This window comes from Nocardia brasiliensis NBRC 14402 (genome assembly GCF_000308475.2).
Lineage (GTDB): Bacteria > Actinomycetota > Actinomycetes > Mycobacteriales > Mycobacteriaceae > Nocardia > Nocardia brasiliensis.
In genome coordinates, this window is sequence record NZ_BAFT02000076.1 from 1 (window position 1) to 25,653 (window position 25,653).

Sequence of the window (25,653 nt, forward strand, 5' to 3'; positions counted from 1 at the left end):
ACCGCTGGCCACGCTGCCCGAAGCTCCGAGGGCCGCGCTGCCGGTACCGAGGAACGCCGCGCCGGTACCGAGCACGACGCCCAGCGGCGCGAGTGCCGCGCTGCCGGTGCCCGCCGCGGCGCTGCCGGTGCCGAGGACGGCCGCCCACGGTGCGGCCGCGGCGCTGCCGTCCCCAGCATCGCGCTGCCGGTGCCGATCAGAGCGGCCAGGCCGAGGCCGAGGGCGGCGCCGCCGGTGCCGAGCGGGCCCGCGGTGTCGACCAGACCCGGATACAACAGGCTGTTGAGCACTGTGCGGCGCGGGGTCGCAGCCGGGACGAGGCCCGGGTACAGCAGCGTGCTGAGCACGGCCTGCGATGCGGCCGGTGTGGAGAGGTGCGTGGTGACGACCGCGCTTACTGCGGAATCCTGATGCGGCGCAGTCCCGGTCGGGGCGGAGGCTGTCGCCGCCGCGGCGACCAGCGCCGGGCAGGTGAGCATGGCGGCGGCGATCGCGGTGCGGAGCATGAACATGAATGAGCGCCTTCCTCCGGGCCACGCACGGTGAGCGGTGTGGCGTGGCTGACGATGTATCGGCAACCTGGAGAACACGTCCAAGATCAACTTACCGGCAACCCCGCGGTAGTGCCGGCACATTGCCCTCGATCGCCGCCGGACGAACCAGCCGGCCCGGAAAACAGTCGAGCGGTGCCCGGCGCGTCGCCTACTGTCCAGACATGGGAATCACGCTCAGCCCCGCCACCATCGCCCTGCTCGACGGCAAGAACTACGCGGTGCTCGCCACCCTGAACGCCGACGGCAGTCCGCAGACCTCCGCGATGTGGGTGCTGCGGGACGGCAACGACCTGCTGTTCTCGACCTTGGCAGGCCGGCTCAAGCATCGGAACATGCTGCGCGACCCACGGGTCAGCGTGACGGTGATCGACTCGGCGGACGGCGAGAGCTACGTCGAACTGCGCGGACGCGCGACCATCACGCGCGACGACGATCTGCGGGTCGGCCACGCACTGTCCTGGAAGTACGACGGCCAGGACCACGCGCTGCCCGCGCCGGGCGAGGTCCGGGTCGCGGTGCGCGTCGAAGTGGAGAAGGCGACCGGCTACGCGGCCTGATCCCGCGCGTCCGCGGTTGCGCCGAGTCCGCGCGGCCCGCCACTAGGGTGGGGCGGCATGGACACCGCTGCGGTCGCACCGAAGGTCGGGTCCGGTCGGGACTCGAGCGGCGTGCCCGCGAGCCCGGCGAGTGATGAGCGGTCCGTGCACAGCGTGTCCGCGGCTGGTGCCGCGCGGTCCGGTGGTGTTGTCGCCCCCGCCGGCCGGTCCTGGCGCGTGCCGCCAGTACTGCTCGTCGCGGGTGGTTTGATCGCTTTGCAGCTCCTACTGCGGGGCTGGGTGGCGGCCAGTGGCTACTTCTACTGGGACGACCTGATCCTGGTCGGCCGCGCCGGTCGATATCCGCTGCTGTCCACGGAACTGTTGCTGCACAACCACGACGGGCATTTCATGCCGCTCGCCTTCGTCGTTGCCTGGGTGGTGACGCAGGCGGCGCCGCTGGTCTGGGCGGGACCGGTGCTGGTACTGGTCCTCGGACAGCTCGCGGTCTCGGCGGCGGTGCTGCGCCTGTTGCGCCTGCTGCTCGGCCTGCGGTGGGCGCTGCTGGTGCCGCTCGTCTTCTTTCTCTTCTCACCGGTGACGTTGCCGGCCTTCGCGTGGTGGTCGGCCGCATTGAACACGCTGCCCCTGCAATTCGCGCTCGCCTGGGTCATCGGAGACGCGCTGCTCTTGCTGCGCACCGGCCGCCACCGCTACGCGATCTCCGGGATCGTCGTGCTCGCGGTAGCGCTCCTGTTCTTCGAGAAGTCGGCAATCGTGCCGTTCGTCGCGTTCGCGGTCGCGGCGCTGACCCAGTACCTCGACCGACAGCAGCATGGCGGCGGGCGGGGATCTGCGGTGGGTGCGCAGCAAGACGACCGACAGCGGCGCATCGGCTCGCGAGAATCGGCGGCGCGCGCGCAGCATGTCGACGGAGCGCAGGAGCACACTGACGGACCCGAGCGGCGCGTCGGCGGGCGGGAATCTGCGGTGCTCGCGGAGTACATCGACCGAGAGCAGCGCGTCGGTGAGCAGTGGCACGGCGGTGCAAACGGCTCGGTGGTGCGCGTGGTGGCGCGGCGCGGGAAACGCCTATGGGTGGGTTCGGGTTTGGTGCTGGTGTGCTGGTTGACGGGGTATCTGGCGGTTGTCGGGGTATCCGGTGTGCACAACAATGCGGAGGGCATGCGGGATTGGCTGCCCAATGCGACCTCGCTGGGCGTGGTGCCCGCGCTGGCCGGCGGGCCATGGCGGTGGGAGCGCTGGCTGCCCGCCGCCCCCTGGGCCGATCCGCCGGGCGGCGCCGTCGTACTGGCCTGGGTGGTGCTGATTTCGGTGGTGGCACTGTCGGTGTACACGCGGCGCGGGGTGTGGCCGGTGTGGGTGCTCGCCGTCGCCTATGTGCTGTTGCTGCAGTTGCCGGTGGCGCTGGTGCGCGGCGGACCGAATACGGCCGCCGAACTCATGCAGTCGCTGCGCTATTTCGCCGACCTGGGCGTGACGTTCGCCGTCGTGGGTGCCTTGCTCCTGCGGGCGCGTCCGCGCCGACCGCTGCCTCGGCGGCTCGGGTTCCGTACCGCGGTCGCGCTGACGGCGTTGTTCGTCGTCAGCAGCCTGTGCTCCACTTACACTTTCGTGCGGTCCTGGCGCCCGAGTCCGACGAAAACCTATGTCGCGAACGTGAAGTCGGCCCTCGCGCACTGGGACGGGGTACCGCTGCTGGAACAGGAGGTCCCCTGGGACGTACTGAACCCGCTGGCCTATCCGCAGAACCTGGCCAGCCGGGTACTCGCCCCCGTCGCCGCGCCGGGCACCTTCGCCGACTCGACCCCGCGCCTGCGCATGATCACCGACACCGGCACCGTCGTCGACGCCCAGGTCTGGTGGAACCGCCGCATCCTGCCAGGCCCGGATCCCCAGTGCGGCTATCGAATTCACGGCGGCGACCCGGTCACCGTCCGCCTCGACGGTCCCATGCTCGAACACGAATGGACCGCCCAGCTCAACTATCTGGCCGGCCGTGACGGCAAACTAGCCGTCGCCTTCGAACACGGCACCCCCGTCACCGTCCCGGTCCGCGCAGGCCTCAACACCGTCTACGTCCGCCTGACCGGCAGCGGCTCCGCCCTCCGCCTCTCCTCCCGCACCCCCGACCTCACCACCTGCCTCGGCGTCGGCCCCGTAGGCGTCGCCTCCTACGACAACTGATACCCGGGAAGGGCGAAGGCCGCCTGCATCTTTCGATGGAGGCGGCCTTCGGGAGTCGGGTCAGCGGGCGAAGAGGAGGGCGCGCTTGACTTCTTGGATGGCCTTGGTGACCTCGATGCCGCGGGGGCACGCGTCGGTGCAGTTGAAGGTGGTGCGGCAGCGCCAGACGCCTTCGACATCGTTGAGGATGTCGAGGCGTTCGCGGGCACCCTCGTCGCGGCTGTCGAAAATGAAGCGGTGCGCGTTGACGATGGCGGCGGGACCGAAGTAGCTGCCGTCGCTCCAGTACACCGGGCACGAGGTGGTGCAGCACGCACAGAGGATGCACTTGGTGGTGTCATCGAAGCGCGCGCGGTCGGCCTGCGACTGGATGCGCTCGCGGGTCGGCTCGTTGCCCGAGGTCATCAGGTACGGCTTCACCGCGCGGAACGCGTCGAAGAACGGCTCCATGTTCACCACGAGGTCCTTCTCCACGGGCAGGCCGCGGATCGGCTCGACGGTGATGGTGAGGGTCTTGTCGCCCTTGGGCAGCATGTCCTTCATCAGCACCTTGCAGGCCAACCGGTTCACCCCGTTGATCCGCATGGCGTCGGAGCCGCACACACCGTGCGCGCAGGACCGCCGGAACGTCAGCGTGCCGTCCAGGTAGGACTTGATGTAGATGAGCACGTTGAGGAATCGGTCCGTCGGCAGCACCGGCACCTGGAACGACTCCCAGTGCGCACCCTTGTCGTCCTCCGGGTTGAACCGGGCCACCTTGACGGTGACCATCACGGAGCCCTCGGGGACCGGCGCGGGCTTGGCCGGGGGGTTCTTCTCGAGTACGGCAGTCATCAGTACTTACGCTCCATCGGCTCGTAACGGGTCTGCACCACCGGCTTGAAGTCGAGGCGGATATCGGAGATCAGGTCCGCGCTTTCCTTGTAGGCCATCGTGTGCCGCATGAAGTTCACGTCGTCGCGGTCCGGGTAGTCCTCGCGGGCGTGGCCGCCGCGCGATTCCTTCCGGTTCAGCGCACCGACGACGGTGACTTCGGCCAGCTCCAGCAGGAAGCCGAGCTCGACGGCCTCCAGCAGGTCGCTGTTGTAGCGCTTGCCCTTGTCCTGCACCGTGATCCGGCTGTAGCGCTCCTTCAGCACGTGGATATCGGTGAGGGCCTGCTTGAGGGTGTCCTCGGTGCGGAACACGGCGGCGTTCATGTCCATCGTGTACTGCAACTCGGTGCGGATGTCGGCGACCCGCTCGTCGCCGTGCTCGGACAGGATCAGCGCGAGCCAGTCCTGCACCATCTGCGCGGGCTTGTCCGGCAGGTCCACGAACTCGGTGCGGTGCGCGTACTCGGCGGCGGCGATGCCGGCGCGGCGGCCGAACACGTTGATGTCGAGCAGCGAGTTGGTGCCGAGGCGGTTGGAGCCGTGCACCGACACGCAGGCGCACTCGCCCGCGGCGTACAGGCCGGGCACCACGTCGGTGTTGTTGCGCAGCACCTCGCCGCGGATCTTGGTCGGGATACCACCCATCACGTAGTGACAGGTCGGCATGACCGGCACCAGCTCGGTCACCGGGTCGACGCCCAGGTAGGTGCGCGCGAATTCGGTGATGTCGGGCAGCTTCTCCTCGAGCACGTCCTCGCCGAGGTGGGTCACGTCGATGTAGACGTAGTCCTTGTTCGGCCCGGCGCCGCGACCCTCGAGCACCTCCAGCACCATCGAGCGGGCGACGATGTCGCGCGGCGCGAGGTCCTTGATGGTGGGGGCGTAGCGCTCCATGAAGCGCTCACCGCTGGCGTTGCGCAGGATGCCGCCCTCGCCGCGCACGGCTTCGGAGATCAGGATGCCGAGACCGGCCAGGCCGGTCGGATGGAACTGGTGGAATTCCATGTCCTCCAACGGGAGACCCTTGCGGAACACGATCGCCATGCCGTCACCGGTCAGCGTGTGCGCGTTCGAGGTGGTCTTGTACATCCGGCCGGAACCGCCGGTGGCGAAAATGATCGACTTCGCGTGGAAGACGTGGATATCGCCGGTGGCCAGCTCGTAGGCGACGACGCCGGTGGCGACCTGACCTCGGTCGGTGTCGCTGAGTACCAGGTCGAGCACGTAGAACTCGTTGAAGAACTCGACGTCGTGCTTGACGCAGTTCTGGTACAGCGTCTGCAGGATCATGTGACCGGTGCGGTCGGCCGCGTAGCACGCGCGCCGCACCGGGGCCTTGCCGTGATCGCGGGTGTGACCACCGAAACGACGCTGGTCGATCTTGCCCTCGGGCGTCCGGTTGAACGGCAGACCCATCTTCTCCAGGTCCATCACCGCGTCGATGGCCTCCTTGGCCATGATCTCCGCGGCATCCTGGTCGACCAGGTAGTCGCCACCCTTGACGGTGTCGAAGGTGTGCCATTCCCAGTTGTCTTCTTCGACGTTCGCCAGTGCGGCGCACATGCCACCCTGTGCCGCGCCGGTGTGGCTGCGGGTCGGGTACAACTTGGTCAGGACGGCGGTACGCGCCCGGGGCCCGGCCTCGATCGCCGCGCGCATGCCGGCGCCACCGGCACCGACGATCACGACGTCGTAGCGATGCTCCTGAATCCGCGATTCACTCATCGAAGTGGCCTGTTCCTAACTGATGTTGGGGTCGAAGGTGAAGATGACGTACGTGCCGACGGCCAGGATCAGGATCATCGAAATGGCCAGCAGGGTGTTCAGCCAGAACCGAGTCGAGTCCTTGCGGGAGTAGTCCGCGATCACCGTGCGCAGGCCGTTGCCGCCGTGCAGCTGGGCGAGCCAGAGCATGGTCAGGTCCCAGATCTGCCAGAACGGGCTGGCCCAGCGGCCGGCGACGAAACCGAAGTTGAGCCGCTTCACGCCGCCGTCGAGCAGCAGCATGATCGTCATGTGGCCGAGCACGAGGACGATCAGCAGCAGGCCGGAGAAGCGCATGAACACCCAGGCGTACATCTCGAAGTTGTTCTTCGAGCGGGCGCGGGGCGAGCGCGGCGAATCCAGGCTGGCCGGCCGGTCGTAGGACTTACCCAGAACAGGTGCGCTCATCTCAGTGCTCCGTGAAGAGGTAGAAGAACTGGCGGCCGATGGCGGGGACCGCCAGCACGAACCAGATCGCGAGGATGATCCAGAGCATCGTGCGCTGGTACTTGGGGCCCTTGGCCCAGAAGTCGACCAGGATCACGCGGACGCCGTTGAGCGCGTGGAAGAGCACGACGACGACCAGGCCCATTTCCATCAGGGCGACGATGGGCGTCTTGTAGGTCTCGATCGCCTGGTTGTAGGTGTCCGGACTGACTCGGACCAGCGCGGTATCCAAGACGTGCACGAAGAGGAAGAAGAAGATGGTGCAACCGGTGATCCGGTGCAGCGCCCAGGACCACATTCCGGGGTCGCCTCGGTACAGCGTCTTCCGCTTCGGCTGGGCCGGAGCTTCTATCGTGGTCATAGAGTGCGGTGCCTCCAACGTCGTTGATGGACCCGGTTCGCTGATTCGACGCCGGCTGCGTTCCGGGGCATATGCCCAGGTGGCTGCGTTGCGGCCCGCTGCCGGGAACCTGAACCGATCTATTTGGACTCTAATCCTCTCGGTTTGCCGGAACTAATTCGGCGTGCCGTGCGTTGCGCTACAGTCGGGCGGGTTAGGTTTGCCTTTCTTGATGCGTGAAGGGTTCCGCCGAGGGCCCGTTGCGGCCAGGTCGGGCTCGCTTCAGAAGGGGTTCACGATGCCGGAAATCGACTGGAAATCCCTGCGTGACAACGCAATTCAAGTAATGCGTAATGCCTATGTACCGTACTCGCGGTTTCCGGTCGGAGCAGCGGCTCTCAGCGCCGATGGTCGAATTGTGCGGGGCTGCAATGTGGAAAATGTCTCATATGGTTTGACCCTGTGTGCCGAATGCGTACTCATCGGTAACTTGCATTCCGGCGGTGGGGGCCGGTTGCTGGCCCTCGCCGTGTGCGATTCCCGCGGCGAAATCCTGATGCCCTGTGGGCGCTGCCGCCAGCTCCTCTATGAGCACGGCGGGTCCGGCCTACTGGTCGATCACCGGAACGGACCCGTCCGCCTCGCCGCCCTGCTCCCCGACGCCTTCGGCCCCGACGACCTGGACGCCGGCCAGCTGTGAGCCGTTCAGCCAGGCTGGTCGGCCCTCAGCAGTCCGCGTCGCGGGCGGCGTCGATGTCGTCCTCGGTGGCGCAGGTGATCGCCGGGATGTCTGTGGCGGGGACGCCGATATGGCGCAGGAGGAGGGCGAAGCTGCGGCGCTGCACCAGTTCGATCCCGGTGACGCGGCGCTTCAGCTCGTACAGCGACTCGCTGTGCGTGTCTTCGATATCGGTGACGCGCGTCGCCAGCTCGCGGACGCGACGGTCGAGGTGTGCCGATGTCATTGGTCCCCCTTGCCCCCGTGTTCGATTGATGCGCTGAGGCTATCGGAAGGTACCGACAAGAACCAGCTCTCGGTGGCCGGCTCGTGCCAGACTGGCGAATGTGACGGCACTGGACGCGGTTTCGATCATCACTGCCAAGCGCGACGGCGGCGCGCTCTCGGACGCCCAGATCGACTGGGTGATCGACGGGTTCACCAAGGGGGTGGTGGCCGACGAACAGATGTCGGCTCTGGCCATGGCGATCGTGTGGCGGGGGATGACCCGGCGCGAGACCGCGCGCTGGACCGCCGCGATGATCGCGTCCGGCCGCCGGCTGGACTTCACCGATCTGCCCCGGCCCACGGTGGACAAGCATTCGACCGGCGGGGTGGGCGACAAGATCACGCTGCCATTGGCGCCCCTGGTCGCCGCGTGTGGCGCGGCCGTTCCGCAGCTGTCCGGGCGCGGGCTCGGCCACACCGGCGGCACGCTGGACAAGCTGGAAGCCATTCCCGGCTGGCAGGCCGACGTGCCGGTGCCGCGGATGCGGGAGTTGCTCAGCGACCCCGCCGTCGGCGCGGTGGTGTGCGCGGCGGGCGCCGACCTGGCACCTGCGGACAAACGGCTCTACGCACTGCGCGATGTCACCGGCACCGTGGAATCCATCCCGTTGATCGCCAGTTCGATCATGAGCAAGAAGATCGCGGAGGGCACCGCGGCCCTGGTGCTCGACGTGAAGGTCGGCGCGGGCGCGTTCCTGAAGACGCTCGACGGCGCGCGCGAATTGGCCACGGCCATGGTCGAATTGGGCACCGACGCGGGCGTGCGCACGGTGGCGCTGCTCACCGCGATGGACACCCCGCTCGGCCGGACAGCGGGTAACGCGCTCGAGGTGGCCGAATCTGTGGAGGTGCTTGCCGGGGGCGGACCCGCGGACATCGTCGAACTCACCGTCACGCTCGCACGCGAGATGGTCGCGCTGGCCGGGCTCGACGTCGACCCGGCGGACGTGCTGGCCGACGGCCGGGCGATGGATCACTGGCGCGCGATGGTCCGCGCGCAAGGCGGCGACCCGGCTGCCGCGCTGCCGACCGCGAAACACACCGAGGTGGTCAAGGCCGAGCGTGACGGCGTGCTCACCCGCCTGGATGCCATGGGTGTCGGTATCGCGGCGTGGCGGCTCGGCGCGGGCCGGGCCAGGCAGGGCGATCCGGTGCAGTTCGGCGCGGGCGTCGAAATGCATGCCAAGCCAGGCGATTCCGTCACCGCCGGACAGCCGTTGCTCACCCTGCACACCGACACCCCCGACGCCTTCGCCGGTGCGCAGGACGCGCTGCGGGATGCTGTCGCTATCGGCGACACCGGTGAGAAGCCCACCGCCCCTTTGCTCCTCGGTCGGATCGGCGTCTGAGCGGCCCGTACCGGCTCGCCCCTGCCCGCCCGAAACAGCCTGGTGGACAACGGTAGATCTGCCGCACACAGCACCAGCTCCGCGAGCGTGCCGGGCGTCTGCCCGGTGTCCGGGTGTGGGCCGTCACGGGATGGGTCGGCAACGAGATGGTTGCCACTGCGTCAGTCGGGTGCCGTTCCGGCGAGGTGCGGCTACCGTCATTACATGACTGGACCGACCGCATTGACCCTTGCCTCGATCCGACAGGCGCCAAAAGCGCTGCTGCACGACCACCTCGACGGTGGTCTACGGCCCGCCACGGTCCTGGAGCTGGCCGCCGAGTGCGGCTATGCGGACCTACCCGCCACGGACGAGGCGGCGCTGGCCGCCTGGTTCCGGGACGCGGCCGACAGCGGATCGCTGGAACTGTATCTGGAAACTTTCGCGCACACCGTCGCCGTCATGCAGACGCCGGAGGGCCTGCGCCGGGTCGCCCGCGAATGCGCGGAAGACCTCTCCGCCGACGGCGTGGTGTACGCCGAGGTGCGTTTCGCCCCCGAACAGCACCTCGAGCGCGGACTGACGCTCGACGAGGTCGTGGAGCACACCCTGGCCGGCTTCCGGGAGGGCGAGGCGGCCGCCGCGGCGGCGGGCCGCCCGATCGTGGTGACCTGCCTGCTCACCGCCATGCGGCATGCGGCACGGTCGCGCGAAATCGCCGAGCTCACCGTGCGCTTCCGGGATCGCGGCGTGGGCGGCTTCGATATCGCGGGTGCGGAGGCCGGGTACCCGCCCAGCCGGCACCTGGACGCGTTCGAATACATGCGCGCCAACAGCGCGCACTTCACCATTCACGCCGGCGAGGCGTTCGGGCTGCCCTCGATCCACGAGGCGCTCGCCTTCTGCGGCTGTGACCGGCTCGGCCACGGCGTGCGGATCACCGACGACATCAGCGTGCCCGGCGCGATCGAGGACGCCCACCTGGGACTGGTCGCGAACTACGTGCGGGATATGCGCATCCCGCTGGAGCTCTGTCCGTCGTCGAACGTGCAGACCGGCGCGGTGCCCTCGCTCGACAAGCACCCGTTCGACCTGCTGGCCCGGCTGCGCTTCCGGGTCACGGTGAACACCGACAACCGGCTGATGAGTGACACCACCATGAGCAAGGAGATGCTGAAGCTGGTCGACACGTTCGACTACGGCTGGAGCGATCTGGAGCGTTTCACCATCAACGCGATGAAGTCGGCGTTCATCCCGTTCCCGGAGCGCCTGCGGATCATCGACGACATCATCAAGCCGGGCTACGCGGTGCTGCTCGGCTAGACCCTGGTGTGAACCGGGTGACAGTCCGTGGGCGGCTGCACCCGGTTTCGCTAGCGTGGCCGCTATGGCGACACTGCGCATTCCGAGTCGATTCAACGGCCCGCCGGGCACCGGTAACGGTGGATACGTGGGCGGCTTGCTCGCCGAACAGCGCGATGAAGCCGCGGTCACCGTGATCCTGCGCAACCGCCCGCCGCTGGACACCCCGCTCGACCTGCACGACGGGCACCTGTACGACGGTGACACCCTGGTCGCCGAGACCCGGCCCGGTGAATTCGACCGCGCCGCACCGCAATCGGTGCCCTACGCGACGGCCGCGGTGGCCGCGAGTTCGTATCGATCCAACGAGATGTTCGCGTCCTGCTTCGTCTGCGGCAGCGGCCGCGCCGACGGCCTGCGCATCGAGGCGGGCGCGGTGGACGCGGGCCGGGTGGCGGCACCGTGGATTCCGGACGCCTCGCTCCCGCTCGGCCCCGCCATCGTGTGGGCCGCCATGGATTGTCCCGGCGGCTGGTCGCTGCCCGGCATGATGGACCGGCCCGCGCTGCTCGGCTCCATGACCGCGACGGTGCACGACCTGCCCACGGTCGGGGAGCAATGCGTCGTGGTCGGCGAGGCGCACGGTGAGCAGGGCCGCAAATCGTTCGCCTCCACCGCCGTCTACGGCGCCGACGACCGGCTGCTCGGCCGGGCCGAGCAGATCTGGATCCGGCTGAATTGACCACGGCGGTGAATTGACCACGGCGGCAACCGAAGCCGAAACAAGCCGAGCCCCCGTCGCTGGTGCGGCGGGGGCTCGTGGCTACTGCGGGTCCGGGTCTACTGCGGGTTGAGCCGGGATTCGAAATTGCGTTCCAGCTCCCGCCAGGACTGCGCCTCGGCGGCGAACGGCGGGTTGGGCGCCATCCGGCTCGGGTCCGGGTTCAGCAGGTACGACACGTACCAGCCGAGCGGATTGGACTGGGCCAGGGCCTGTTCCACAACATCGTCGCCCGCGTAGTCGGAGGCGTCGGTGAACAATTCGACCGCCAGATCGAGCTGTTCGATGTCGACCGCTTCCGGGCCCTCGGCCAGATCGTCGGCCAGCCCGGGTAGTACGTAGACGTTCTCGTCGGTGACCTCGACCTCCAGCGAGCCGTCCACCGCGGCGGTCTGCACCTCGGTGAAGGTGCTGACCCGCGCCAGGTCGTGCTCGTGATCGTCGGCCAGGTAGCGGGCCAGCGCGCGCTCGGAGGTGAACACCGTGATGGCGTTGTCGCTGCCGAGGAAGATCGGCTCGTCGTCCAGGTAACAGCGCAGCGTGAAGTACGTGCCGTCCGAGGTGACGATCTTGACCGGGTCGATGCCGACCTCGTTCCAGAACGACTCGTCCTCTTCGTCCTCGTCGTCGGCGTCCAGGTCGACGGGCTCGAACTCGTCCTCTTCGTTGTCCGCCGCGTCGTCGGCGTCGACCACGTTCTCCTCGGCGGCCAGCAGTTCGGCCTCGGCGACGGCGACGGCCTCCGCGTCGACCTCGGGGGTCTGCACGACCGAGTCGATGGCGTCCAGCACGTCGTCCCAGCCCTTGGCGATGGCGGCGCCGATCTGGTCCCACAGTTCTTCGCCGTCGCGGCCGATGAAGGCGTTCACGCCCCCGGGCAGCGCGCCGAGCACCGGATGCGACCCGAAGAACTTGGTCACCGTCTCCAGTTCGCACACCTCACCGATGTTGCGAACCATGCTGAGGGTGTCCTCGAGCTCGGCGATGGTCTCCACCTCGGGCTCGCCCGCCGCCAGCTCCGGCACGGCGACCAGATCGAAGGAGAAGTTCTCCTCCGGTTCCAGTTCCACCGCCGACAGCCCGGCGACGACCTTCCACGCCGGATGGTCGACGAGGTCGTTGTCGGAGTTGGTCCGGATGAACGCGGCCAGCTCCGCAACGGTCTCGAAACCGTAGAGGGAGTCCTCGTGTCCGAGGAACGCCTCCCACTCGTCGTCACCGTCTCGCCAGCGCGGTGCCCACAGGGTGACGAGATCGCCGTCGGTCAGGCCGAGCTCGATCGGGACGATGTCTCCAGAAGCCATGAGCGGAAGCCTATCTACCTTCCGCGTCAGGCACTATCCGGCCCGCCCCCAATGGTTCCGCCGGCGGGGTTCGCCGGCGGAACGAACGACTCGTTCAGTGTCGCAACGACCTTCGAGCGCTGGTTGCCCGCGTCCTCCGCGGCCTGCCTGCAAGCCCAGACGATCAGCTGTCCGACCTCGGCGGGCGGCAGCGAGGTGACGGTCTCGGCGAGGCTCAGCGCGACGAGCGCGCCGTCGCTGTCCACCTCGACGGTGACCGAGCCGTCGTCGGTGGTGTGGCGGCCGCGGACCTGCTTGAGGCCGTACAGCGCCGCCTCCAGCGCCTCCAGCTTCTGCGTCGCGTTGGCGACCAACGCGTCCATCTCCGCGCTCATGCGTCCGCCTCGCCGGCGCTCGGCTCCCGCATGACCGCCGGGGCAGCTGTATCCATTGCTCGCTCGCTCATACGGGCCTCATCCAAGTCGTCGGTCCGGTGTCCGCGTCGTCGATCCGGTCCAGCTCGTCGACCGCGGCCTGCCGGGTGGGCAGGCCGAGCCGGTCGAGGATGTCGGCGGGCATGCCGGCCTCGGCCAGCAATTCGCGCCTGCGGGCTTTCGCGGCGACGGTGGAGCGCTTGGTGAGCCGCAGGATCTCGTTCGCGAGAGTCTGGGCACCGTAACGGTATTCGCTGCGCTCGAACTTGATCTCCACCGGCATGCCCTGATCGGTGGCGCGCACCGAGATGGTCCCGGATCGGTTGGTGCTGGCGGCAACCGTGACGTTCGGAATCTGCGGCTGCGTCATGAGGTCGGCCGGTAGAAGCCGTGGAAGCCCATTCCTGAGTTCTCCGTTCGAATAGAGCTGATCTGGACCGGATCACCGGCCTCGACGAACTGTCCGTTGCCGATCACCATCGCGACGTGACCATCCCAGATGGCCAGATCGCCGGGCATCAGGTCGCCGGGGGAGACCGAACTTCCGGTGGCCTGATCGGCGGCCAGTCTAGGGATGTCGACGCCGGCCTCGCCGTAGGCGAATTTGGTGAGTCCGCTGCAATCCAATCCGGCGCCGGGGGTGTTGCCACCCCACACATACGGGGTGCCGACCGCGCTGATCGCCGAGCGGACGGCGGTCGCCGCCTTCTCGTTGGGCGCCTCGACGACGCTGCCGTCGGGCAGCGTGATCTTCACACCCTTGCCGTCGGCCGACACACCCGACGAACCCGTGTTGGGCTTCGTGGTGGTGCTCGGCGCGTTCTGGGTGTTCGAGGTGGTGCTCGGCATCGACGCCGGGATGGTGGACATCGCGGAGCTCATCAGGCCGCTCGCCATCGAGCCCGCCCCGCTGAGCGCGCTGGTCGCGGTCGACACGAACTGCTGCGCGCTCGCGGCGGAGGTCGCGGTGCCCGCGAGCGACGGCGTGGACGGCGGCGGCGTCAGCTCGGTCATCGAGGCGGTCTGCGTGTCCAGCTCACTGCGCACCCGGCCGACCACGTTGAGCGCCTGCCCGAGGTGGTCGATCGCGGAACCGACGATCATCGTCATGCCCGCCGGCGTGGCCAGCGCGGGGCCCGCGCTCACGGCGGTGTTCACGAACGATTCGACGATGCCGGTGAGTTCCTTCTGGCCCGTCTCGACCTGGGCCGCGGCCTGATTCACCACGGTTGCCATGTCGTTGCCACGGTCGGAGATGGTGGCGGCGGAGGTCTGCACCCGCAGCGCCTTGGCGGTGGCGGCATCGGCGGCCTGGCCGTCCCAGGCCGTGTTCATGCCGTTGATGCTGTCGCGACCCATCTGGTGGATCTGGTCGACCACGCTGGACGTGCCGCGCAGCGCGTCGGACGGTCCGCCGGACGGCAGTACGCCGGAACCGAAGCTGGACAGCAGTTCGATGATCGGTTTGGCCAGTGCCTCGATATCGATCACAGGCTCACCCGTCCAGTTCGGCGGCCGCGCTCTGCAGCGATCCCGCGTGGTCGGCGTCGGTTTCGGTGAGTACCGTGGCTGCGCCGGTGGCCGCGCCGCCCATGCTGGTCAGCACCGCGGACAATTGCCCGATGGCGGCGACGTGCCCGGCGTGCGCCGCGGCGTAGGCGGCCATGAAATCGCCGCCGATCAGTCCCATGATCGGGCCCAGTAATGCGGGTTCGGCCGCCGCCGCGCCGGCCGCGGCCGTGGCCATTTCTCCGGCCATCACATGCGCGGTCGCGCCGTAGGCCGCGATGCCCTCGGTATCCGCCGACATCTTCCGCATCAGAGCTTCCCCCATCCTTGTTCCCAGGCAGAGTACGTCATCCACTTGGTTCGACGCGCGCTCTTCCCGTTCGGTTCCCACCGATGCGAAAAAACTTTCGGGGCGAGCTTTCGGCGGCGGACCCTGACTCACTTTATCGTTCCCTCATGCGTACTGACACCGTGGACCACCCGCTCGCCGCCGCCCTGTTGACCACGATGCGAGATGCGCGAACCGACAATTCCGCCTTCCGTACCGCGCTGCGCGATCTCACCCGCATCCTCATCTACGAGGCGCTGCGCGACGCGCCCGCGCAGCGATTCGAGATCAGTACCCCGGTGGCCGTCACCCAGGGCGCGCGGCTGGCCCAGCCGCCGCTGCTGGTGCCGGTGCTGCGCGCGGGCCTCGGCATGGTGGACGCGGCCGCCGAGTTGATCCCCGACGCCAGGGTCGGCTTCGTCGGTATCGCGCGCGACGAGCAGACCCATCAGCCGGTCCCGTATATGGAGTCGCTGCCCGACGATCTGGCCGGACTCCCGGTCTACGTGCTCGATCCGATGCTGGCCACCGGCGGCTCGATGCGCCACACCCTGGAACTGCTCGCCGCCCGCGGCGCCACCGACATCACCGCGATCTGCGTGGTCGCCGCGCCGGAGGGAGTGGCCGCGCTGGCCGCGTCGGGGCATCCGGTGCGCCTGGTCACCGCGGCCGTCGACGAGGGCCTGAACGAGAACGCCTACATCGTCCCCGGCCTCGGCGACGCAGGCGATCGGCAGTTCGGCCCCCGCTGACCGCTCCCTACTTCTCCTGAGGTCTGGTGAACAGGACCAGGTGCGAGCAGTCCCGACATCGGTAGGCATCGACCAGCCAGTGCGGCCGGCCGGTGCGGATGGCGCCCCAGGAGCCGATCTCCAGGGCGCCCTCGGTCCAGCGGACGTGGCCGCGGGAACTGTCGCCGGAATCCTCGATGAAACCGGGGACCAAGCCGTCGCCGCCGCAGTGAGTACAGTGCATCGCCGTCATCAAATGATGATGCCTGGGCGATCAGAGCTGTCGGCAGTATTCGCGCAGGACGGAAAGGTGTTGTCCCGCAGTTGTCCTGGCGGTGGCCAACTCGGACCGGTCGCCGACCGGGGTCAGCACCTCCAGATAGCACTTGAGTTTCGGCTCGGTGCCCGACGGCCGGACCACGAGACGAGTGCCCGCGCCCTCGAAGATCAACGCGTCGGTGCGCATCCGGCCGCGCACCTGGAGCAGATCGGTGTACTTCACCGGCTCGCCCGCGATCTCGTCCGGCGGGTTCGCCCGCAAGCGGGCGACCACGTCGGCCGCGGCCGCGGGTGACGCGAGGCGCAGTGACACCTGATCCGTGCTGTACAGGCCGAATTCGACGGCATAGTCGTCCAGTTCGTCGCGCAGCGTGCGATCCGCCGCCTTCAGCCGCGCCACCAGGTCGGCGGCCAGCACGGCGGCCGAGATGCCGTCCTTGTCCCGGACCGTCGCCGGATCGACGCAGTGGCCGATCGCCTCCTCGTAGGCGTAGACCAGGCCGTCACCCGCCCGGGCCAGCCATTTGAACCCGGTGAGCGTCTCGGCATACCGCGCACCGCGCGCCGCGGCGATCCTGGAGAGCAGCCGGGAGGACACGATCGTCGTCGCCACCAGTGCGTCCGGCGGGGCGGTGCGCAGCACGCAGTCGCCGAGCAGCACGCCGGTCTCGTCGCCTCGCAGCATGCGCCAGGTGTTGTCCGGCAACGGAATTCCCACGGCACAGCGGTCGGCATCGGGATCCAGCGCGATCGCCACGTCGGCCTCGGCCCGCGCGGCCAGGGCGAGCAGGAGATCGGTGGCGCCCGGCTCCTCCGGGTTCGGGAACGCGACGGTCGGGAAGTCGGGATCCGGTGCGAACTGCTCCTCGACCACGTGCACATCGGTGAAACCCGCGGCGGTCATCGCCTGGCGCACCAGCTCGCCGCCGACGCCGTGCAGTGTGGTGAGCGCGATCCGGATCGGTGCGCGCGCACCGGGACCGCCGATCAGGGACGGCAACGACGCCACTCGGGCCAGATAGCGCCGCACCACGTCGTCGTCCGCCGGTGCGACCGGCGTGCGCGCGATCGGCTCGGTGACCGCGTCGATGCAGCGTTCGATCTCGGTGTCGGCCGGGGCGAGCAACTGGGAGCCGCCGTCGAGATAGACCTTGTAGCCGTTGTCCGTGGCGGGATTGTGCGAGGCGGTGATCTGCACCCCGGCCACCGCGCCGAGTTCGCGCACCGCGTAGGCGACCACCGGGGTGGGCAGCGGGCGCGGCAGCAAGGTCACCGGAAAGCCCGCTGCGGCAAAGATTTCCGCGGTCGCCGTGGCGAACTCGGCGGACCCGTGCCGGGCGTCGCGGCCGACGATCACCGGGCCACCGCCGAGGCAGCGGCCGCGCAACCACTCGACCAGGCCCGCGCTGGCCCTGGACACCGTGTGCACGTTCATGCCGTCGGGGCCGTCCTGCAACGGACCGCGCAGGCCGGCGGTGCCGAAACGCAGCATCTAGACCCGTTCCAGCACGCCGCGCAGCAGCTTGCCCAAACGCGGTGCGGCCGCATGCCCTTCGGCGAGCACCTCCGCGTGCGACAGATGCCCACCGGTGACACCGGCAGCCAGATTGGTGACCAGCGAGATACCCAGCACCCGCGCGCCCAGCGCCCGGCACGCGATCACCTCGAGCACCGTCGACATGCCGACCAGATCGGCGCCCATGGTGCGCAACATCCGGATCTCCGCGGGCGTCTCGTACTGCGGGCCGGTCAGGCCCGCATACACGCCCTCGGTCAGCGTCGGATCGATTTCCTTTGCCAGGGACCGTAATTCGGGATCCCAGGCATCGACCAGATCCACGAAGGTGGCACCCGTCAGCGGGGTCCGTCCGGTCAGATTCAAGTGATCGTTGATCAACACCGGCTCGCCGACCCGCAGCCCCTCGCGGATACCGCCCGCGGCATTGGTGAGCAGCACGATCTCGGCCCCCGCCGCGATCGCGGCACTGACCGGATGCACCACATCGCCGGGCTGGTAACCCTCATACAGGTGCTGACGACCCATCAACAGCAGCACCGGAGTGTCACCGACGCCGACCGAATGCACCATGCCGCCGTGCCCCTGCGCGCTCGGCATACCGAAACCGGGCAACTCCGACATCGGAATCGAGGCAACCGGCGAACCGATCTCGGCCGCCGCCTCCTGCCAACCCGATCCGAGCACCACCGCAACGCGATGACGCGGCACTCCAGTACGTTCGGCGATCGCCTCGGCGGCCTGTTCGGCAAGCATGGAATCACACGATAGTCGTGTTTTTGGCCGCGCGGGCGCGGCGTTGTTCGCGGCCCCTGGTGTCTCGCGGCCCAGCGGCCGAGACTCGCGCCTGCGGCGCATGCGCTTCGGCCGCTGGGCCGCGAGACGGCCGCGAACGGGTCGCTCGTAAGACTCGCTCCGTTGTGGGGACTTTGGGTGGGGGAGTGGCGTGTGGGGGTGTGCCGCGGGATGCGTGTGGTGGGCTGGGGGGCGGATGTGCTTGCTTCGTTGTGGGGACTTTGGGTGGGGGAGTGGCGTGTGGGGGTGTGCCGCGGGATGCGTGTGGTGGGCTGGGGGTCGGATGTGCTTGCTGCGTAGTGGGGACTTTGGGTCGGGGAGTGGTGTGGCGGCGTTGTGTTGCGGGGATGCGTGTTGTGGACTGTGCGGTTCGGCGAGGTAGTGCAGCGGGTTCGACGTGCGCAGCCGTCAACTGTGATGTTGCTACCCATGAGTAGGAAGTTCGGTGTGTGCCGGATACGCTCCACACATGCCGTATCTGGAACGTGAAGGGGAAGTGTTCGTCGTGTACCTCGGGAACGAGGGACAGACCGACAGCGAGAACCGCTTCCACCCGGACTGGATCGATGAGTTCCATCGGGTGCTGGACAAGGTGGAGGGCTCCGAGGGCCCGGCCGCGCTGGTGACGGTGGCGACCGGCAAGTTCTACAGCAACGGGCTCGACACGGACTGGCTGTTCGGCAATCTGGACAAGACGCACGCCTACCTGGACCGCGTGCACACGCTGTACACCCGCTTGCTGCAGTTCCCGATGCCGACGGTGGCGGCGATCAACGGGCACGCGTTCGGCGCGGGCGCCATGCTGGCCACCTCGCACGACTTCCGGGTGATGCGGGCGGACCGCGGCTTCTACTGCCTGCCCGAGGTGCACCTGGGCATGCCGTTCACGGTCGGCATGAACGCGCTGCTCACCGAGCGGCTGGCGAATCAGGTCTGCGTGCAGGCGATGACCACCGGCCACCGCTACCCGGCCGACGAGGCGATCGCCGCGGGCATCGTCGACGGCAAGGCCGATGCCGAGTCGTTGCTGGCGACCGCTGTCGCGCGCGCCGCGGCCCTGGCGAGCAACCGCAAGCCCAATCTGCCGGTGATCAAGAGCGCGCTGCACGCCAAGGCGCTCGCCGGCCTCGCGGTGCCGACCACCCCGGACAACCTCGCCTTCGCGGCGGGCTGATCGTTCCCGCGAACAGCTGAGTTCGCAGCTCGAGCAAGGTTGCCCGGGCAGTAGCCGCGATCTGAGCCACGCTCGGTTTGCGGTGCAGTGCAAGACTGTGTGCCATGCCACCACCGCGCAGCGGGCACCAGGAATCACGCAGCGACTACCGCAGCGCGCGTGCCGAGGCCGTGCAGCTGTCGGACGCCGCCATCAAGACCGCGGGCGATCTGCTGATCGATCTCTCGCACTCGATCCACGCCGAACCGGAGCTGGCGTTCGAAGAGACGCGCAGCATGGCCAAGACCATCGCGCCGCTCGCCGAGCGCGGTTTCGAGATCAAGACCGGCGTGGCCGAGCTGCCGACCGCGTTCCGTGCGAGCTTCGGTAGCGGTCCGCTCACGGTCGCACTCTGCGCGGAGTACGACGCGCTGCCGGGCATGGGCCATGCCTGCGGGCACAACATCATCGCCGCCGCGTCGGTCGGCGCCGCGCTCGGTCTCGCGGAGGTCGCCGACGCGCTCGGGCTGACCGTGCTGGTGCTCGGCACCCCCGCCGAGGAGAGCGGCGGCGGCAAGGTGCTGATGCTGGAGCGCGGCGTCTTCGACGACGTGGCGATGGCGATGATGGTGCATCCCGGGCCGCTCGATATCGCGGGCGCGCATTCGCTCGCGATGGCCGACCTGTCGGTGGTGTTCCACGGTCGCGAGGCGCACGCGAGCGCGGCGCCGCACCTGGGTCTCAACGCCGGCGACGCGGTCACCGTCACCCAGGTTGCCCTCGGATTGCTGAGGCAGCATCTCCAGCCTGGCCAGCAACTTCACGGTATAGTCGGCGACGGTGGGGTAGCCCCCAACATCGTGCCCGGACGTGCGGAACTGCTGTATTACCTACGTGCAGTCGACTCGGCGTCACTCGACAATCTGATGCGACGAGCGTCGGCGTGTTTCGAGGCGGGCGCCCTCGCGACCGGCTGCCACCAGGAAATCCGGACTGTCGCGCCGACATATACCGAGCTGACACCCGATCCGGAGTTACTGTTTGCCTACCGCGAACAGATAACCGGATTGGGGCGAGTGCCGATCGCACCCGAGCTCGAGGCACAGCGGCCGCTCGGAAGCACGGACATGGGCAACGTCACCAACGTCATTCCGGGCATCCACCCAGTTATCGGCATCGATGCCGGTGGCGCGGTGACCCACCAGCCAGGTTTCGCCGCGGCGAGTGTCAACGCCTCGGCAGATCGAGCGGTGCTCGACGGTTCGCTCGCACTCGCGCGTACCGCGATCACCGCCGCGGGCGATGAAGAACACAGGGACAGGTTGTTGCAACGGCTCGTTCAACGACAGGAGGATATTCGGTGAGCAATACCGGCCGTTCGGCGGCGCGAGGTTCTGAGGCGGGGGCGTGCCTGGTCACGATGGGCCCCGAGAGCATCGCGATGCCGGACACCACGGTAACCGGGCGGGCGGCCGTCGAAGGATGGCTGGCCGAGCACGCGGTCGATCTCGTGCAGTGGCGTCGGCACATCCACGCCCACCCGGAACTTTCCCGGACCGAGTTCGCCACGACCGAGTTCATCTCGTCGTGGCTGACCAAGGCGGGACTCACCCCGCAGCCGTTACCCGGTGGCACCGGAATCATCTGTGACATCGGCCCGGAGGGCCCGCGCATCGGCCTGCGCGCCGATATGGACGCGCTGCCGCTACAGGAGTTCACCGGTCTCAGCTTCGCTTCCACCGTGCCCGGCGTCTCGCACGCGTGCGGCCACGACGCGCACACCACGATTCTGCTCGGCACCGCGCTCGCGCTGTCCGAGGTGCCGGAACTGCCGGTCGGCGTGCGCCTGGTGTTCCAGCCCGCCGAGGAGGTGATGCCGGGCGGCGCGATCGACGTGGTCGCCACCGGCGCGATGGAGGGCGTGGAGCGGATCTTCGCGCTGCACTGCGATCCGCGCCTCGAGGTGGGCCGGATCGGCATCCGGGTCGGCGCGATCACCTCGGCCGCCGACACCATCGAGCTGGTGCTCGACTCGCCGGGCGGGCACACCTCGCGCCCGCACCTGACCAGCGATCTGGTCTACGCCATCGGCACCGTGATCACCGGGCTGCCCGGTTTGCTCAGCCGGCGCATCGACCCGCGCACCAGCACCGTCATGGTGTGGGGTGCGGTGAGTGCGGGCAAGGCGCCCAACGCGATTCCGCAGACCGGCATGCTCACCGGCACCGTGCGCACCGGCGATCACGCCACCTGGTCGCTGCTGGAGCCGATGGTCCGCGAGATCGTCGACGGGCTGCTCGCGCCGACCGGCGTGCGCTACCAGCTGAACTACCGGCGCGGCGTGCCGCCGGTGGTGAACGACGAGGAATCCACCCGGATGTTCGAGGACGCGATCCGGATGATCGGCCCGGACGCGCTGGCCGACACCATGCAATCCGGTGGCGGCGAAGACTTCTCGTGGTACCTGGAGGAGGTGCCGGGCGCGATGGCGCGCCTCGGTGTCTGGTCCGGGCACGGCGAGCAGCTCGATCTGCATCAGCCGACCTTCGACCTGGACGAGCGGGCGCTCGCGGTGGGCGTGCGGGTGATGAGCAACATCGTGCTCAACGCGGATCCCGACCTGCGCTGATCTTCGATTCGGACGGCGTGGCAGGCCCGCGGGCCTGCCACGCCGTCCTCGTCTGTCAGCCGAAGTTGCCGGGACCCACGTTGCGGCTGTTCCGGGTCCGCAGTGAGTGCACGTAATCCTCTGGCGCACCGGCTTTTTCGGCCGCGTCGGCGATGACGCCGATGTAGCGCGCGGACGGCAGCCCGCCTTCGTAGGCGTCGAGCACGTACAGCCACGCCAGCGTCGGGTCGGCGCCGCTCTCGCTACGGGTCACCCGCAGCCGGATCTTCTTGTGGATACCGAAGTCCGAGCCCTCCCAGCGGTCCAGCCGCTGCTCGTCTTCGGGTGACACGTCATAGAGGACGACGAAGACGCGGGAGCCGGGCTCCTCGACCACCGTCGCCAGGGGCCCTTCCCAGCCGATGTCGTCACCGGCGAAGGTGAGCCGCCAGCCCTCCAGCCAGCCCGTTCCGGACATAGGCGAGTGCGGGCAGCGCTCGAGCATCTGGGTTGAGTCCATGTTGGACCCGTAGGCGGCGTAGATCGGCACCAGCAAAGGGTAGCCAATAAGATCCTGGGATCGACTCTATCCCGGCCAGATGCGGTATTCCTGTGGCGCGCCCCGGGCGCGGCGACCTGGGCGACGGCGGCGCACGCGGCAGGCCGGGCGGGCAAACATGGTGTGACCTGTCTCGCCCGATAACGTTGACAGGTACCGGAGATCCCGGTGCGCAACCCTGAAGCGGAGGTATCCATGACCCGCATTGCGATCATCGGTGGCGGACCGGCCGGCTACGAGGCGGCGCTGGTGGCGGCCCAGCACGGTGCGTCGGTGACGCTGATCGATAGCGACGGCATCGGCGGGGCATGTGTGCTCTGGGACTGCGTTCCCTCGAAGACCTTCATCGCGTCCACCGGCGTGCGCACCGACCTGCGCCGGGCCCGGGATCTGGGCATCACCCTCGACCCGAACCAGGCGACCGTGCAGCTGTCGGAGGTGAACGGCCGCGTCAAGGCGCTCGCGCTCGCCCAGTCCTCCGATATCCGGTCGAAGTTGCAGACCGTCGGCGTGACGGTGCTCGCCGGTCGCGCCGAGCTGGTCGGCCCCGCCACCGGTCTCGCCGCGCACCAGGTGCTCGCCAAGCTGGCCGACGGCACCGAGGCGACCATCGAGGCCGAAGTTGTGTTGATCGCCACTGGCGCGAGCCCGCGCGTGTTGCCGGGCGCCGAGCCGGACGGCGAACGCATCCTGAACTGGCGCCAGCTCTACGACCTGGCCGAGCTGCCGGAGACGCTGGTGGTGGTCGGTTCGGGTGTCACCGGCGCCGAATTCGTCTCGGCGTACACCGAAATGGGCGTCCGAGTGCGGCTGGTGTCCAGCCGGGACCGCGTGCTGCCCGGCGAGGACGCCGACGCCGCGCTGGTGCTCGAGGACGCGCTCGCCGAACGCGGGGTGGAGCTGGTCAAGCACGCCAGGGCCGACGCGGTGGAGCGCACCGCGCAGGGCGTAGTGGTCAAGCTGTCCGACGGCCGGACGGTGTCCGGTTCGCACGCGCTCATGACGGTCGGTTCCACCCCGAACACCGAGGGCCTCGGCCTGGACCGGGTCGGCATCGAACTCGACCGCGGTGGCTACCTGCGGGTGGACCGGGTTTCGCGGACCTCGGTGCCGGGCATCTACGCCGCGGGCGACTGCACCGGCCTGCTGCCGCTGGCCTCGGTGGCCGCGATGCAGGGCCGGATCGCGATGTACCACGCGCTCGGTGAGGGCGTCAGCCCGATCCGGTTGAAGACAGTGGCCTCGGCGGTATTCACCCGCCCGGAGATCGCGACCGTCGGCGTGAGCCAGACCGCGATCGACAACGGCGAGACCCCGGCGCGCACGGTGATGCTGCCGCTCAACACCAACCCGCGCGCCAAGATGTCGGGCCTGCGCCGCGGCTTCGTGAAGATCTTCTGCCGCCCGGCCACCGGTGTGGTCATCGGCGGGGTGGTGGTGGCGCCGATCGCCTCGGAGCTCATCCTGCCGATCGCGCTCGCGGTGCAGAACAATCTGACCGTCAACGACCTGGCGCAGACCTTCTCGGTCTACCCGTCGCTGACCGGGTCGGTCACCGAGGCGGCCCGCCAGCTGATGCGGCACGACGACCTGGATTGAGGACCGGATCGAACCTTGTTCGAATGGGGTTGCGTTCCAGCGCGGTTCGTGCGGACTTTAGGTCTCCGTTCACATTGCTCATCAGGCCTACATATGGTTCACTTCCCGCAGAGATGCGATCGGCGGGCGGTCGCGTGGTTCGGTGTTCGGGGGGATGGATCTTTTCCCAGTCGAAACGGCGAACGACCATCGCGTCGTTCGGCGACCGGGCGTCTCGACAGAGACAACTGTGTGTGGCCGAACCAGGTCGCACCCGGGAAAGGGAATGCGAAAAGTGAAACATCGTAAGCCGAGTCGGGCGCAGCGAGCGATGGCTAGCACCTCGTTGCCACTGGCTACCGCGGCTGCCGTGGCCACTCTGTTCGCGGCGCCGGCGGGGGCAGCTCCAGGGGATCCGACCGTTCCACCCACCACCGCGCCGCCGGCTCCGGCACCGGCGCAGCCGGGGGTCAACGAGGCTCCGCCGAGCCCCGACACCACCAAGCCGGATCCGAACAAGCCGACGGACCCGAACAAGCCGACCGTGCCGCCGGCACCGAGTCCGAGCCAGCCGGGCGTCACCACCCCGGATCCGAACCAGGTCATGCCGAATCCGCCGAAGGATCCGAAGCTGGCCCAGCCGACGCAGCCGGGTGTCACCACCCCGCGTATCGCGCCGCTGCCGGTGCCGGGGCAGAAGGACCAGCCCGCGGTCGCGCCGGACGCGCCGGCCGGTGAGCAGCAGCCCGGCGAGCAGTCGGGCGAGCCGAAGCAGGCCCAGCCGGGCACCGACGCGCCGGGCACCCAGGCGCAGCCGGGCACCGGTGAGAACGCGCAGGCCCAGCAGCCCGAGACGCTGGTGCAGCCGCAGCAGCAGCCGCGCTGGCAGGCGCCGCAGCTGCAGGCCGCCCCGCCCGCGCCGGTGGTCGAGATGACCGGTCCGCACCAGGAGATCGGTGCGAACATCGACGGTGGCGCCGTGCTGCCCGGTTACGTGGCGAACACGCACCACTTCAACAACGAGCACGGCTACGTCGGCACCGTCGGCTACCGCACGCCCACCGGCGCGGGCGAGGCCGGCGTCTCGGTCGAGTACGTCGACGCCAACACGGTCAAGGTGACCACCTACACCGGTGGCGAGGGCCTGTCCGACAACAAGACCATCTCGGTGTTCGACACCACCCAGGCCAACCTGGCCAAGGCGGCGGTGGAGAACTGGATCCGGGAGCAGCCGGGCGGCGCCGCCGCACTCGAAGCCGCTGCGCAGGTTAAACTTCCACTCCAGCCGGGCGATTTGGCACCGCAGACTGTCGATGTGGGTGGTGTCACCACCCAATGGGGTGGTTCACTCCAGTACTGACACGATCTGATTTTTCGACGGGTGGGGCGGTCGTTCACGACCGCCCCACACGTGTGTCCTGGGGAAAGGATGGGGTGTGACCTCCGACGGTGATCCGAGGAAGGACGAAACCGACGACCGGTCCGCGTCGGATTTCGGCCCGCCGGTGGGCGAATTCGGCCCGCCTGTTTCGGAATTCGGACCGCCCGTTGCCGAGTTCGGTCCGCCGATGGGCGATACCGGGCCGCGTTGGCCGGTGCCGGAGCAGACCGCCGATCATCCCGAATTGGTGTGGCGGCCCGCCGACGAGTGGGAGCCGACGACGCCGCCCGCGCCGCAGTATCGCGCGCCCGACGCCACGACGCCCCCGGCGCCCGGCCCGCGGCCGAGCCCGCCCCCG

General features: G+C 68.9%; 26 protein-coding genes and 2 pseudogenes. 13 read left to right on the plus strand and 15 right to left on the minus strand.

What is annotated here, in order from left to right:
• Window positions 1-512, minus strand: a pseudogene (locus tag TY25_RS27505) (hypothetical protein); the annotation flags it as partial.
• 203 nt (window positions 513-715) lie between these two features.
• Here TY25_RS27505 and TY25_RS27510 point away from each other — a divergent pair.
• A complete protein-coding gene (locus TY25_RS27510) occupies window positions 716-1,111 on the plus strand; it encodes a PPOX class F420-dependent oxidoreductase (RefSeq protein WP_042260805.1) in 396 nt (131 codons plus the stop codon).
• A gap of 57 nt (window positions 1,112-1,168) precedes the next feature.
• Window positions 1,169-3,298 (plus strand): hypothetical protein, encoded by a 2,130-nt coding sequence (locus tag TY25_RS27515; RefSeq protein WP_042260806.1) that lies wholly within the window; start codon window positions 1,169-1,171, stop codon window positions 3,296-3,298.
• A 60-nt stretch (window positions 3,299-3,358) separates the two neighbouring features.
• Here TY25_RS27515 and TY25_RS27520 read toward each other — a convergent pair whose 3' ends face one another.
• Genes TY25_RS27520 through sdhC form a run of 4 tightly spaced genes read right to left on the minus strand, consistent with a single transcriptional unit; the run spans window position 3,359 to window position 6,745 of the window.
• A complete protein-coding gene (locus TY25_RS27520; RefSeq protein WP_041562427.1) occupies window positions 3,359-4,132 on the minus strand; it encodes a succinate dehydrogenase iron-sulfur subunit in 774 nt (257 codons plus the stop codon).
• On the minus strand, window positions 4,132-5,883 hold the full coding sequence (gene sdhA, locus TY25_RS27525; protein ID WP_036560010.1) for a succinate dehydrogenase flavoprotein subunit: 1,752 nt from the start codon (window positions 5,881-5,883) through the stop codon (window positions 4,132-4,134). Before sdhA ends, TY25_RS27520 begins: the two co-directional genes overlap by 1 nt.
• A 30-nt stretch (window positions 5,884-5,913) precedes the next feature.
• Entirely contained in the window at window positions 5,914-6,345 is a 432-nt protein-coding gene (locus TY25_RS27530) for a succinate dehydrogenase hydrophobic membrane anchor subunit (protein WP_014981896.1), read from the minus strand.
• A gap of 1 nt (window position 6,346) precedes the next feature.
• Window positions 6,347-6,745: a succinate dehydrogenase, cytochrome b556 subunit gene (sdhC, locus tag TY25_RS27535; protein WP_081869145.1), complete on the minus strand. Its 399-nt coding sequence runs from the start codon at window positions 6,743-6,745 to the stop codon at window positions 6,347-6,349.
• A gap of 277 nt (window positions 6,746-7,022) precedes the next feature.
• Between sdhC and TY25_RS27540 the strand changes: the two genes are divergently transcribed.
• Window positions 7,023-7,424, plus strand: a complete 402-nt coding sequence (locus TY25_RS27540; protein ID WP_042260824.1) for a cytidine deaminase — start codon at window positions 7,023-7,025, stop codon at window positions 7,422-7,424.
• Between the two features lie 25 nt (window positions 7,425-7,449).
• Here the strand turns inward: TY25_RS27540 and TY25_RS27545 are convergent, their stop codons facing one another.
• Entirely contained in the window at window positions 7,450-7,689 is a 240-nt protein-coding gene (locus TY25_RS27545) for a hypothetical protein (RefSeq protein ID WP_042260807.1), read from the minus strand.
• A gap of 100 nt (window positions 7,690-7,789) precedes the next feature.
• On the opposite strand from TY25_RS27545, the gene TY25_RS27550 reads away from it, so the two are divergent.
• From TY25_RS27550 to TY25_RS27560, 3 genes are all read left to right on the plus strand, one after another.
• Complete coding sequence (locus TY25_RS27550; RefSeq protein WP_042260808.1) at window positions 7,790-9,079, plus strand: thymidine phosphorylase; 1,290 nt, start codon at window positions 7,790-7,792, stop codon at window positions 9,077-9,079.
• A gap of 204 nt (window positions 9,080-9,283) precedes the next feature.
• The gene (locus TY25_RS27555; RefSeq protein ID WP_042260809.1) at window positions 9,284-10,381 is read left to right on the plus strand and encodes an adenosine deaminase; all 1,098 of its coding nucleotides are present in this window, start codon (window positions 9,284-9,286) and stop codon (window positions 10,379-10,381) included.
• 64 nt (window positions 10,382-10,445) lie between these two features.
• Complete coding sequence (locus tag TY25_RS27560) at window positions 10,446-11,102, plus strand: hypothetical protein (protein ID WP_042260810.1); 657 nt, start codon at window positions 10,446-10,448, stop codon at window positions 11,100-11,102.
• Window positions 11,103-11,200: 98 nt separating this feature from the next.
• On the opposite strand, the gene TY25_RS27565 is transcribed toward TY25_RS27560, so the two are convergent.
• The 5 genes from TY25_RS27565 to TY25_RS27585 form a co-directional block, all read right to left on the minus strand.
• Window positions 11,201-12,445 (minus strand): SatS C-terminal domain-containing protein, encoded by a 1,245-nt coding sequence (locus TY25_RS27565; protein WP_042260811.1) that lies wholly within the window; start codon window positions 12,443-12,445, stop codon window positions 11,201-11,203.
• Window positions 12,446-12,471: 26 nt separating this feature from the next.
• Complete coding sequence (locus TY25_RS27570; protein WP_014981904.1) at window positions 12,472-12,819, minus strand: YbaB/EbfC family nucleoid-associated protein; 348 nt, start codon at window positions 12,817-12,819, stop codon at window positions 12,472-12,474.
• A gap of 67 nt (window positions 12,820-12,886) precedes the next feature.
• Window positions 12,887-13,228, minus strand: a complete 342-nt coding sequence (locus tag TY25_RS27575; RefSeq protein WP_029898586.1) for a hypothetical protein — start codon at window positions 13,226-13,228, stop codon at window positions 12,887-12,889.
• The gene (locus tag TY25_RS27580) at window positions 13,225-14,349 is read right to left on the minus strand and encodes a C40 family peptidase (RefSeq protein ID WP_042260812.1); all 1,125 of its coding nucleotides are present in this window, start codon (window positions 14,347-14,349) and stop codon (window positions 13,225-13,227) included. The genes TY25_RS27575 and TY25_RS27580 overlap by 4 nt, the downstream gene beginning before the upstream one ends.
• Window positions 14,350-14,353: 4 nt before the next feature.
• Window positions 14,354-14,677, minus strand: a complete 324-nt coding sequence (locus TY25_RS27585; RefSeq protein ID WP_042260825.1) for a type VII secretion target — start codon at window positions 14,675-14,677, stop codon at window positions 14,354-14,356.
• A 146-nt stretch (window positions 14,678-14,823) separates the two neighbouring features.
• Between TY25_RS27585 and upp the strand changes: the two genes are divergently transcribed.
• Window positions 14,824-15,447 carry a uracil phosphoribosyltransferase gene (gene upp, locus TY25_RS27590; protein ID WP_014981908.1) on the plus strand — a complete coding sequence of 208 codons (624 nt, stop codon included), beginning with the start codon at window positions 14,824-14,826 and terminating at the stop codon, window positions 15,445-15,447.
• Window positions 15,448-15,454: 7 nt separating this feature from the next.
• Here upp and TY25_RS27595 read toward each other — a convergent pair whose 3' ends face one another.
• The 3 genes from TY25_RS27595 to TY25_RS27605 are packed head-to-tail and all read right to left on the minus strand — an operon-like array spanning window position 15,455 to window position 18,052.
• Entirely contained in the window at window positions 15,455-15,679 is a 225-nt protein-coding gene (locus TY25_RS27595; RefSeq protein WP_014981909.1) for a hypothetical protein, read from the minus strand.
• Window positions 15,680-15,700: 21 nt separating this feature from the next.
• Window positions 15,701-17,197, minus strand: coding sequence for a phospho-sugar mutase (locus TY25_RS27600; RefSeq protein WP_042260814.1), 1,497 nt, complete (start codon window positions 17,195-17,197; stop codon window positions 15,701-15,703).
• A complete protein-coding gene (locus tag TY25_RS27605; RefSeq protein ID WP_370466285.1) occupies window positions 17,198-18,052 on the minus strand; it encodes a purine-nucleoside phosphorylase in 855 nt (284 codons plus the stop codon).
• Between the two features lie 433 nt (window positions 18,053-18,485).
• Here TY25_RS27605 and TY25_RS27610 point away from each other — a divergent pair, with 433 nt between their 5' ends.
• The 3 genes from TY25_RS27610 (at window position 18,486) to TY25_RS27620 (ending at window position 21,798) form a co-directional block, all read left to right on the plus strand.
• Window positions 18,486-19,190 carry an enoyl-CoA hydratase-related protein gene (locus TY25_RS27610; RefSeq protein ID WP_029898573.1) on the plus strand — a complete coding sequence of 235 codons (705 nt, stop codon included), beginning with the start codon at window positions 18,486-18,488 and terminating at the stop codon, window positions 19,188-19,190.
• 104 nt (window positions 19,191-19,294) lie between these two features.
• Complete coding sequence (locus tag TY25_RS27615; protein WP_226887059.1) at window positions 19,295-20,533, plus strand: M20 family metallopeptidase; 1,239 nt, start codon at window positions 19,295-19,297, stop codon at window positions 20,531-20,533.
• A 77-nt stretch (window positions 20,534-20,610) separates the two neighbouring features.
• A complete protein-coding gene (locus TY25_RS27620) occupies window positions 20,611-21,798 on the plus strand; it encodes a M20 family metallopeptidase (protein WP_042260829.1) in 1,188 nt (395 codons plus the stop codon).
• A 55-nt stretch (window positions 21,799-21,853) separates the two neighbouring features.
• Here the strand turns inward: TY25_RS27620 and TY25_RS27625 are convergent, their stop codons facing one another.
• Complete coding sequence (locus tag TY25_RS27625; RefSeq protein WP_014981915.1) at window positions 21,854-22,327, minus strand: gamma-glutamylcyclotransferase family protein; 474 nt, start codon at window positions 22,325-22,327, stop codon at window positions 21,854-21,856.
• Window positions 22,328-22,531: 204 nt separating this feature from the next.
• Here TY25_RS27625 and TY25_RS27630 point away from each other — a divergent pair, with 204 nt between their 5' ends.
• From TY25_RS27630 to TY25_RS27640, 3 genes and pseudogenes are all read left to right on the plus strand, one after another.
• Window positions 22,532-23,935, plus strand: coding sequence for an NAD(P)H-quinone dehydrogenase (locus TY25_RS27630; protein WP_042260817.1), 1,404 nt, complete (start codon window positions 22,532-22,534; stop codon window positions 23,933-23,935).
• Between the two features lie 349 nt (window positions 23,936-24,284).
• Window positions 24,285-25,274, plus strand: a complete 990-nt coding sequence (locus tag TY25_RS27635) for a hypothetical protein (RefSeq protein ID WP_042260819.1) — start codon at window positions 24,285-24,287, stop codon at window positions 25,272-25,274.
• A 76-nt stretch (window positions 25,275-25,350) separates the two neighbouring features.
• Window positions 25,351-25,653: pseudogene (locus TY25_RS27640) on the plus strand (hypothetical protein); the annotation flags it as partial.

Excerpts from the sequence above, each read along its gene's own strand:
- TY25_RS27510 (WP_042260805.1), top strand. The coding sequence starts at position 716 with ATGGGAATCACGCTCAGCCCCGCCACCATCGCCCTGCTCGACGGCAAG.
- TY25_RS27515 (WP_042260806.1), top strand. The coding sequence starts at position 1,169 with ATGGACACCGCTGCGGTCGCACCGAAGGTCGGGTCCGGTCGGGACTCG.
- TY25_RS27520 (WP_041562427.1), bottom strand. The coding sequence starts at position 4,132 with ATGACTGCCGTACTCGAGAAGAACCCCCCGGCCAAGCCCGCGCCGGTC.
- TY25_RS27530 (WP_014981896.1), bottom strand. The coding sequence starts at position 6,345 with ATGAGCGCACCTGTTCTGGGTAAGTCCTACGACCGGCCGGCCAGCCTG.
- sdhC (WP_081869145.1), bottom strand. The coding sequence starts at position 6,745 with ATGACCACGATAGAAGCTCCGGCCCAGCCGAAGCGGAAGACGCTGTAC.
- TY25_RS27540 (WP_042260824.1), top strand. The coding sequence starts at position 7,023 with ATGCCGGAAATCGACTGGAAATCCCTGCGTGACAACGCAATTCAAGTA.
- TY25_RS27545 (WP_042260807.1), bottom strand. The coding sequence starts at position 7,689 with ATGACATCGGCACACCTCGACCGTCGCGTCCGCGAGCTGGCGACGCGC.
- TY25_RS27555 (WP_042260809.1), top strand. The coding sequence starts at position 9,284 with ATGACTGGACCGACCGCATTGACCCTTGCCTCGATCCGACAGGCGCCA.
- TY25_RS27560 (WP_042260810.1), top strand. The coding sequence starts at position 10,446 with ATGGCGACACTGCGCATTCCGAGTCGATTCAACGGCCCGCCGGGCACC.
- TY25_RS27565 (WP_042260811.1), bottom strand. The coding sequence starts at position 12,445 with ATGGCTTCTGGAGACATCGTCCCGATCGAGCTCGGCCTGACCGACGGC.
- TY25_RS27570 (WP_014981904.1), bottom strand. The coding sequence starts at position 12,819 with ATGAGCGCGGAGATGGACGCGTTGGTCGCCAACGCGACGCAGAAGCTG.
- TY25_RS27575 (WP_029898586.1), bottom strand. The coding sequence starts at position 13,228 with ATGACGCAGCCGCAGATTCCGAACGTCACGGTTGCCGCCAGCACCAAC.
- TY25_RS27585 (WP_042260825.1), bottom strand. The coding sequence starts at position 14,677 with ATGCGGAAGATGTCGGCGGATACCGAGGGCATCGCGGCCTACGGCGCG.
- upp (WP_014981908.1), top strand. The coding sequence starts at position 14,824 with ATGCGTACTGACACCGTGGACCACCCGCTCGCCGCCGCCCTGTTGACC.
- TY25_RS27595 (WP_014981909.1), bottom strand. The coding sequence starts at position 15,679 with ATGACGGCGATGCACTGTACTCACTGCGGCGGCGACGGCTTGGTCCCC.
- TY25_RS27600 (WP_042260814.1), bottom strand. The coding sequence starts at position 17,197 with ATGCTGCGTTTCGGCACCGCCGGCCTGCGCGGTCCGTTGCAGGACGGC.
- TY25_RS27610 (WP_029898573.1), top strand. The coding sequence starts at position 18,486 with ATGCCGTATCTGGAACGTGAAGGGGAAGTGTTCGTCGTGTACCTCGGG.
- TY25_RS27615 (WP_226887059.1), top strand. The coding sequence starts at position 19,295 with ATGCCACCACCGCGCAGCGGGCACCAGGAATCACGCAGCGACTACCGC.
- TY25_RS27620 (WP_042260829.1), top strand. The coding sequence starts at position 20,611 with ATGCCGGACACCACGGTAACCGGGCGGGCGGCCGTCGAAGGATGGCTG.
- TY25_RS27630 (WP_042260817.1), top strand. The coding sequence starts at position 22,532 with ATGACCCGCATTGCGATCATCGGTGGCGGACCGGCCGGCTACGAGGCG.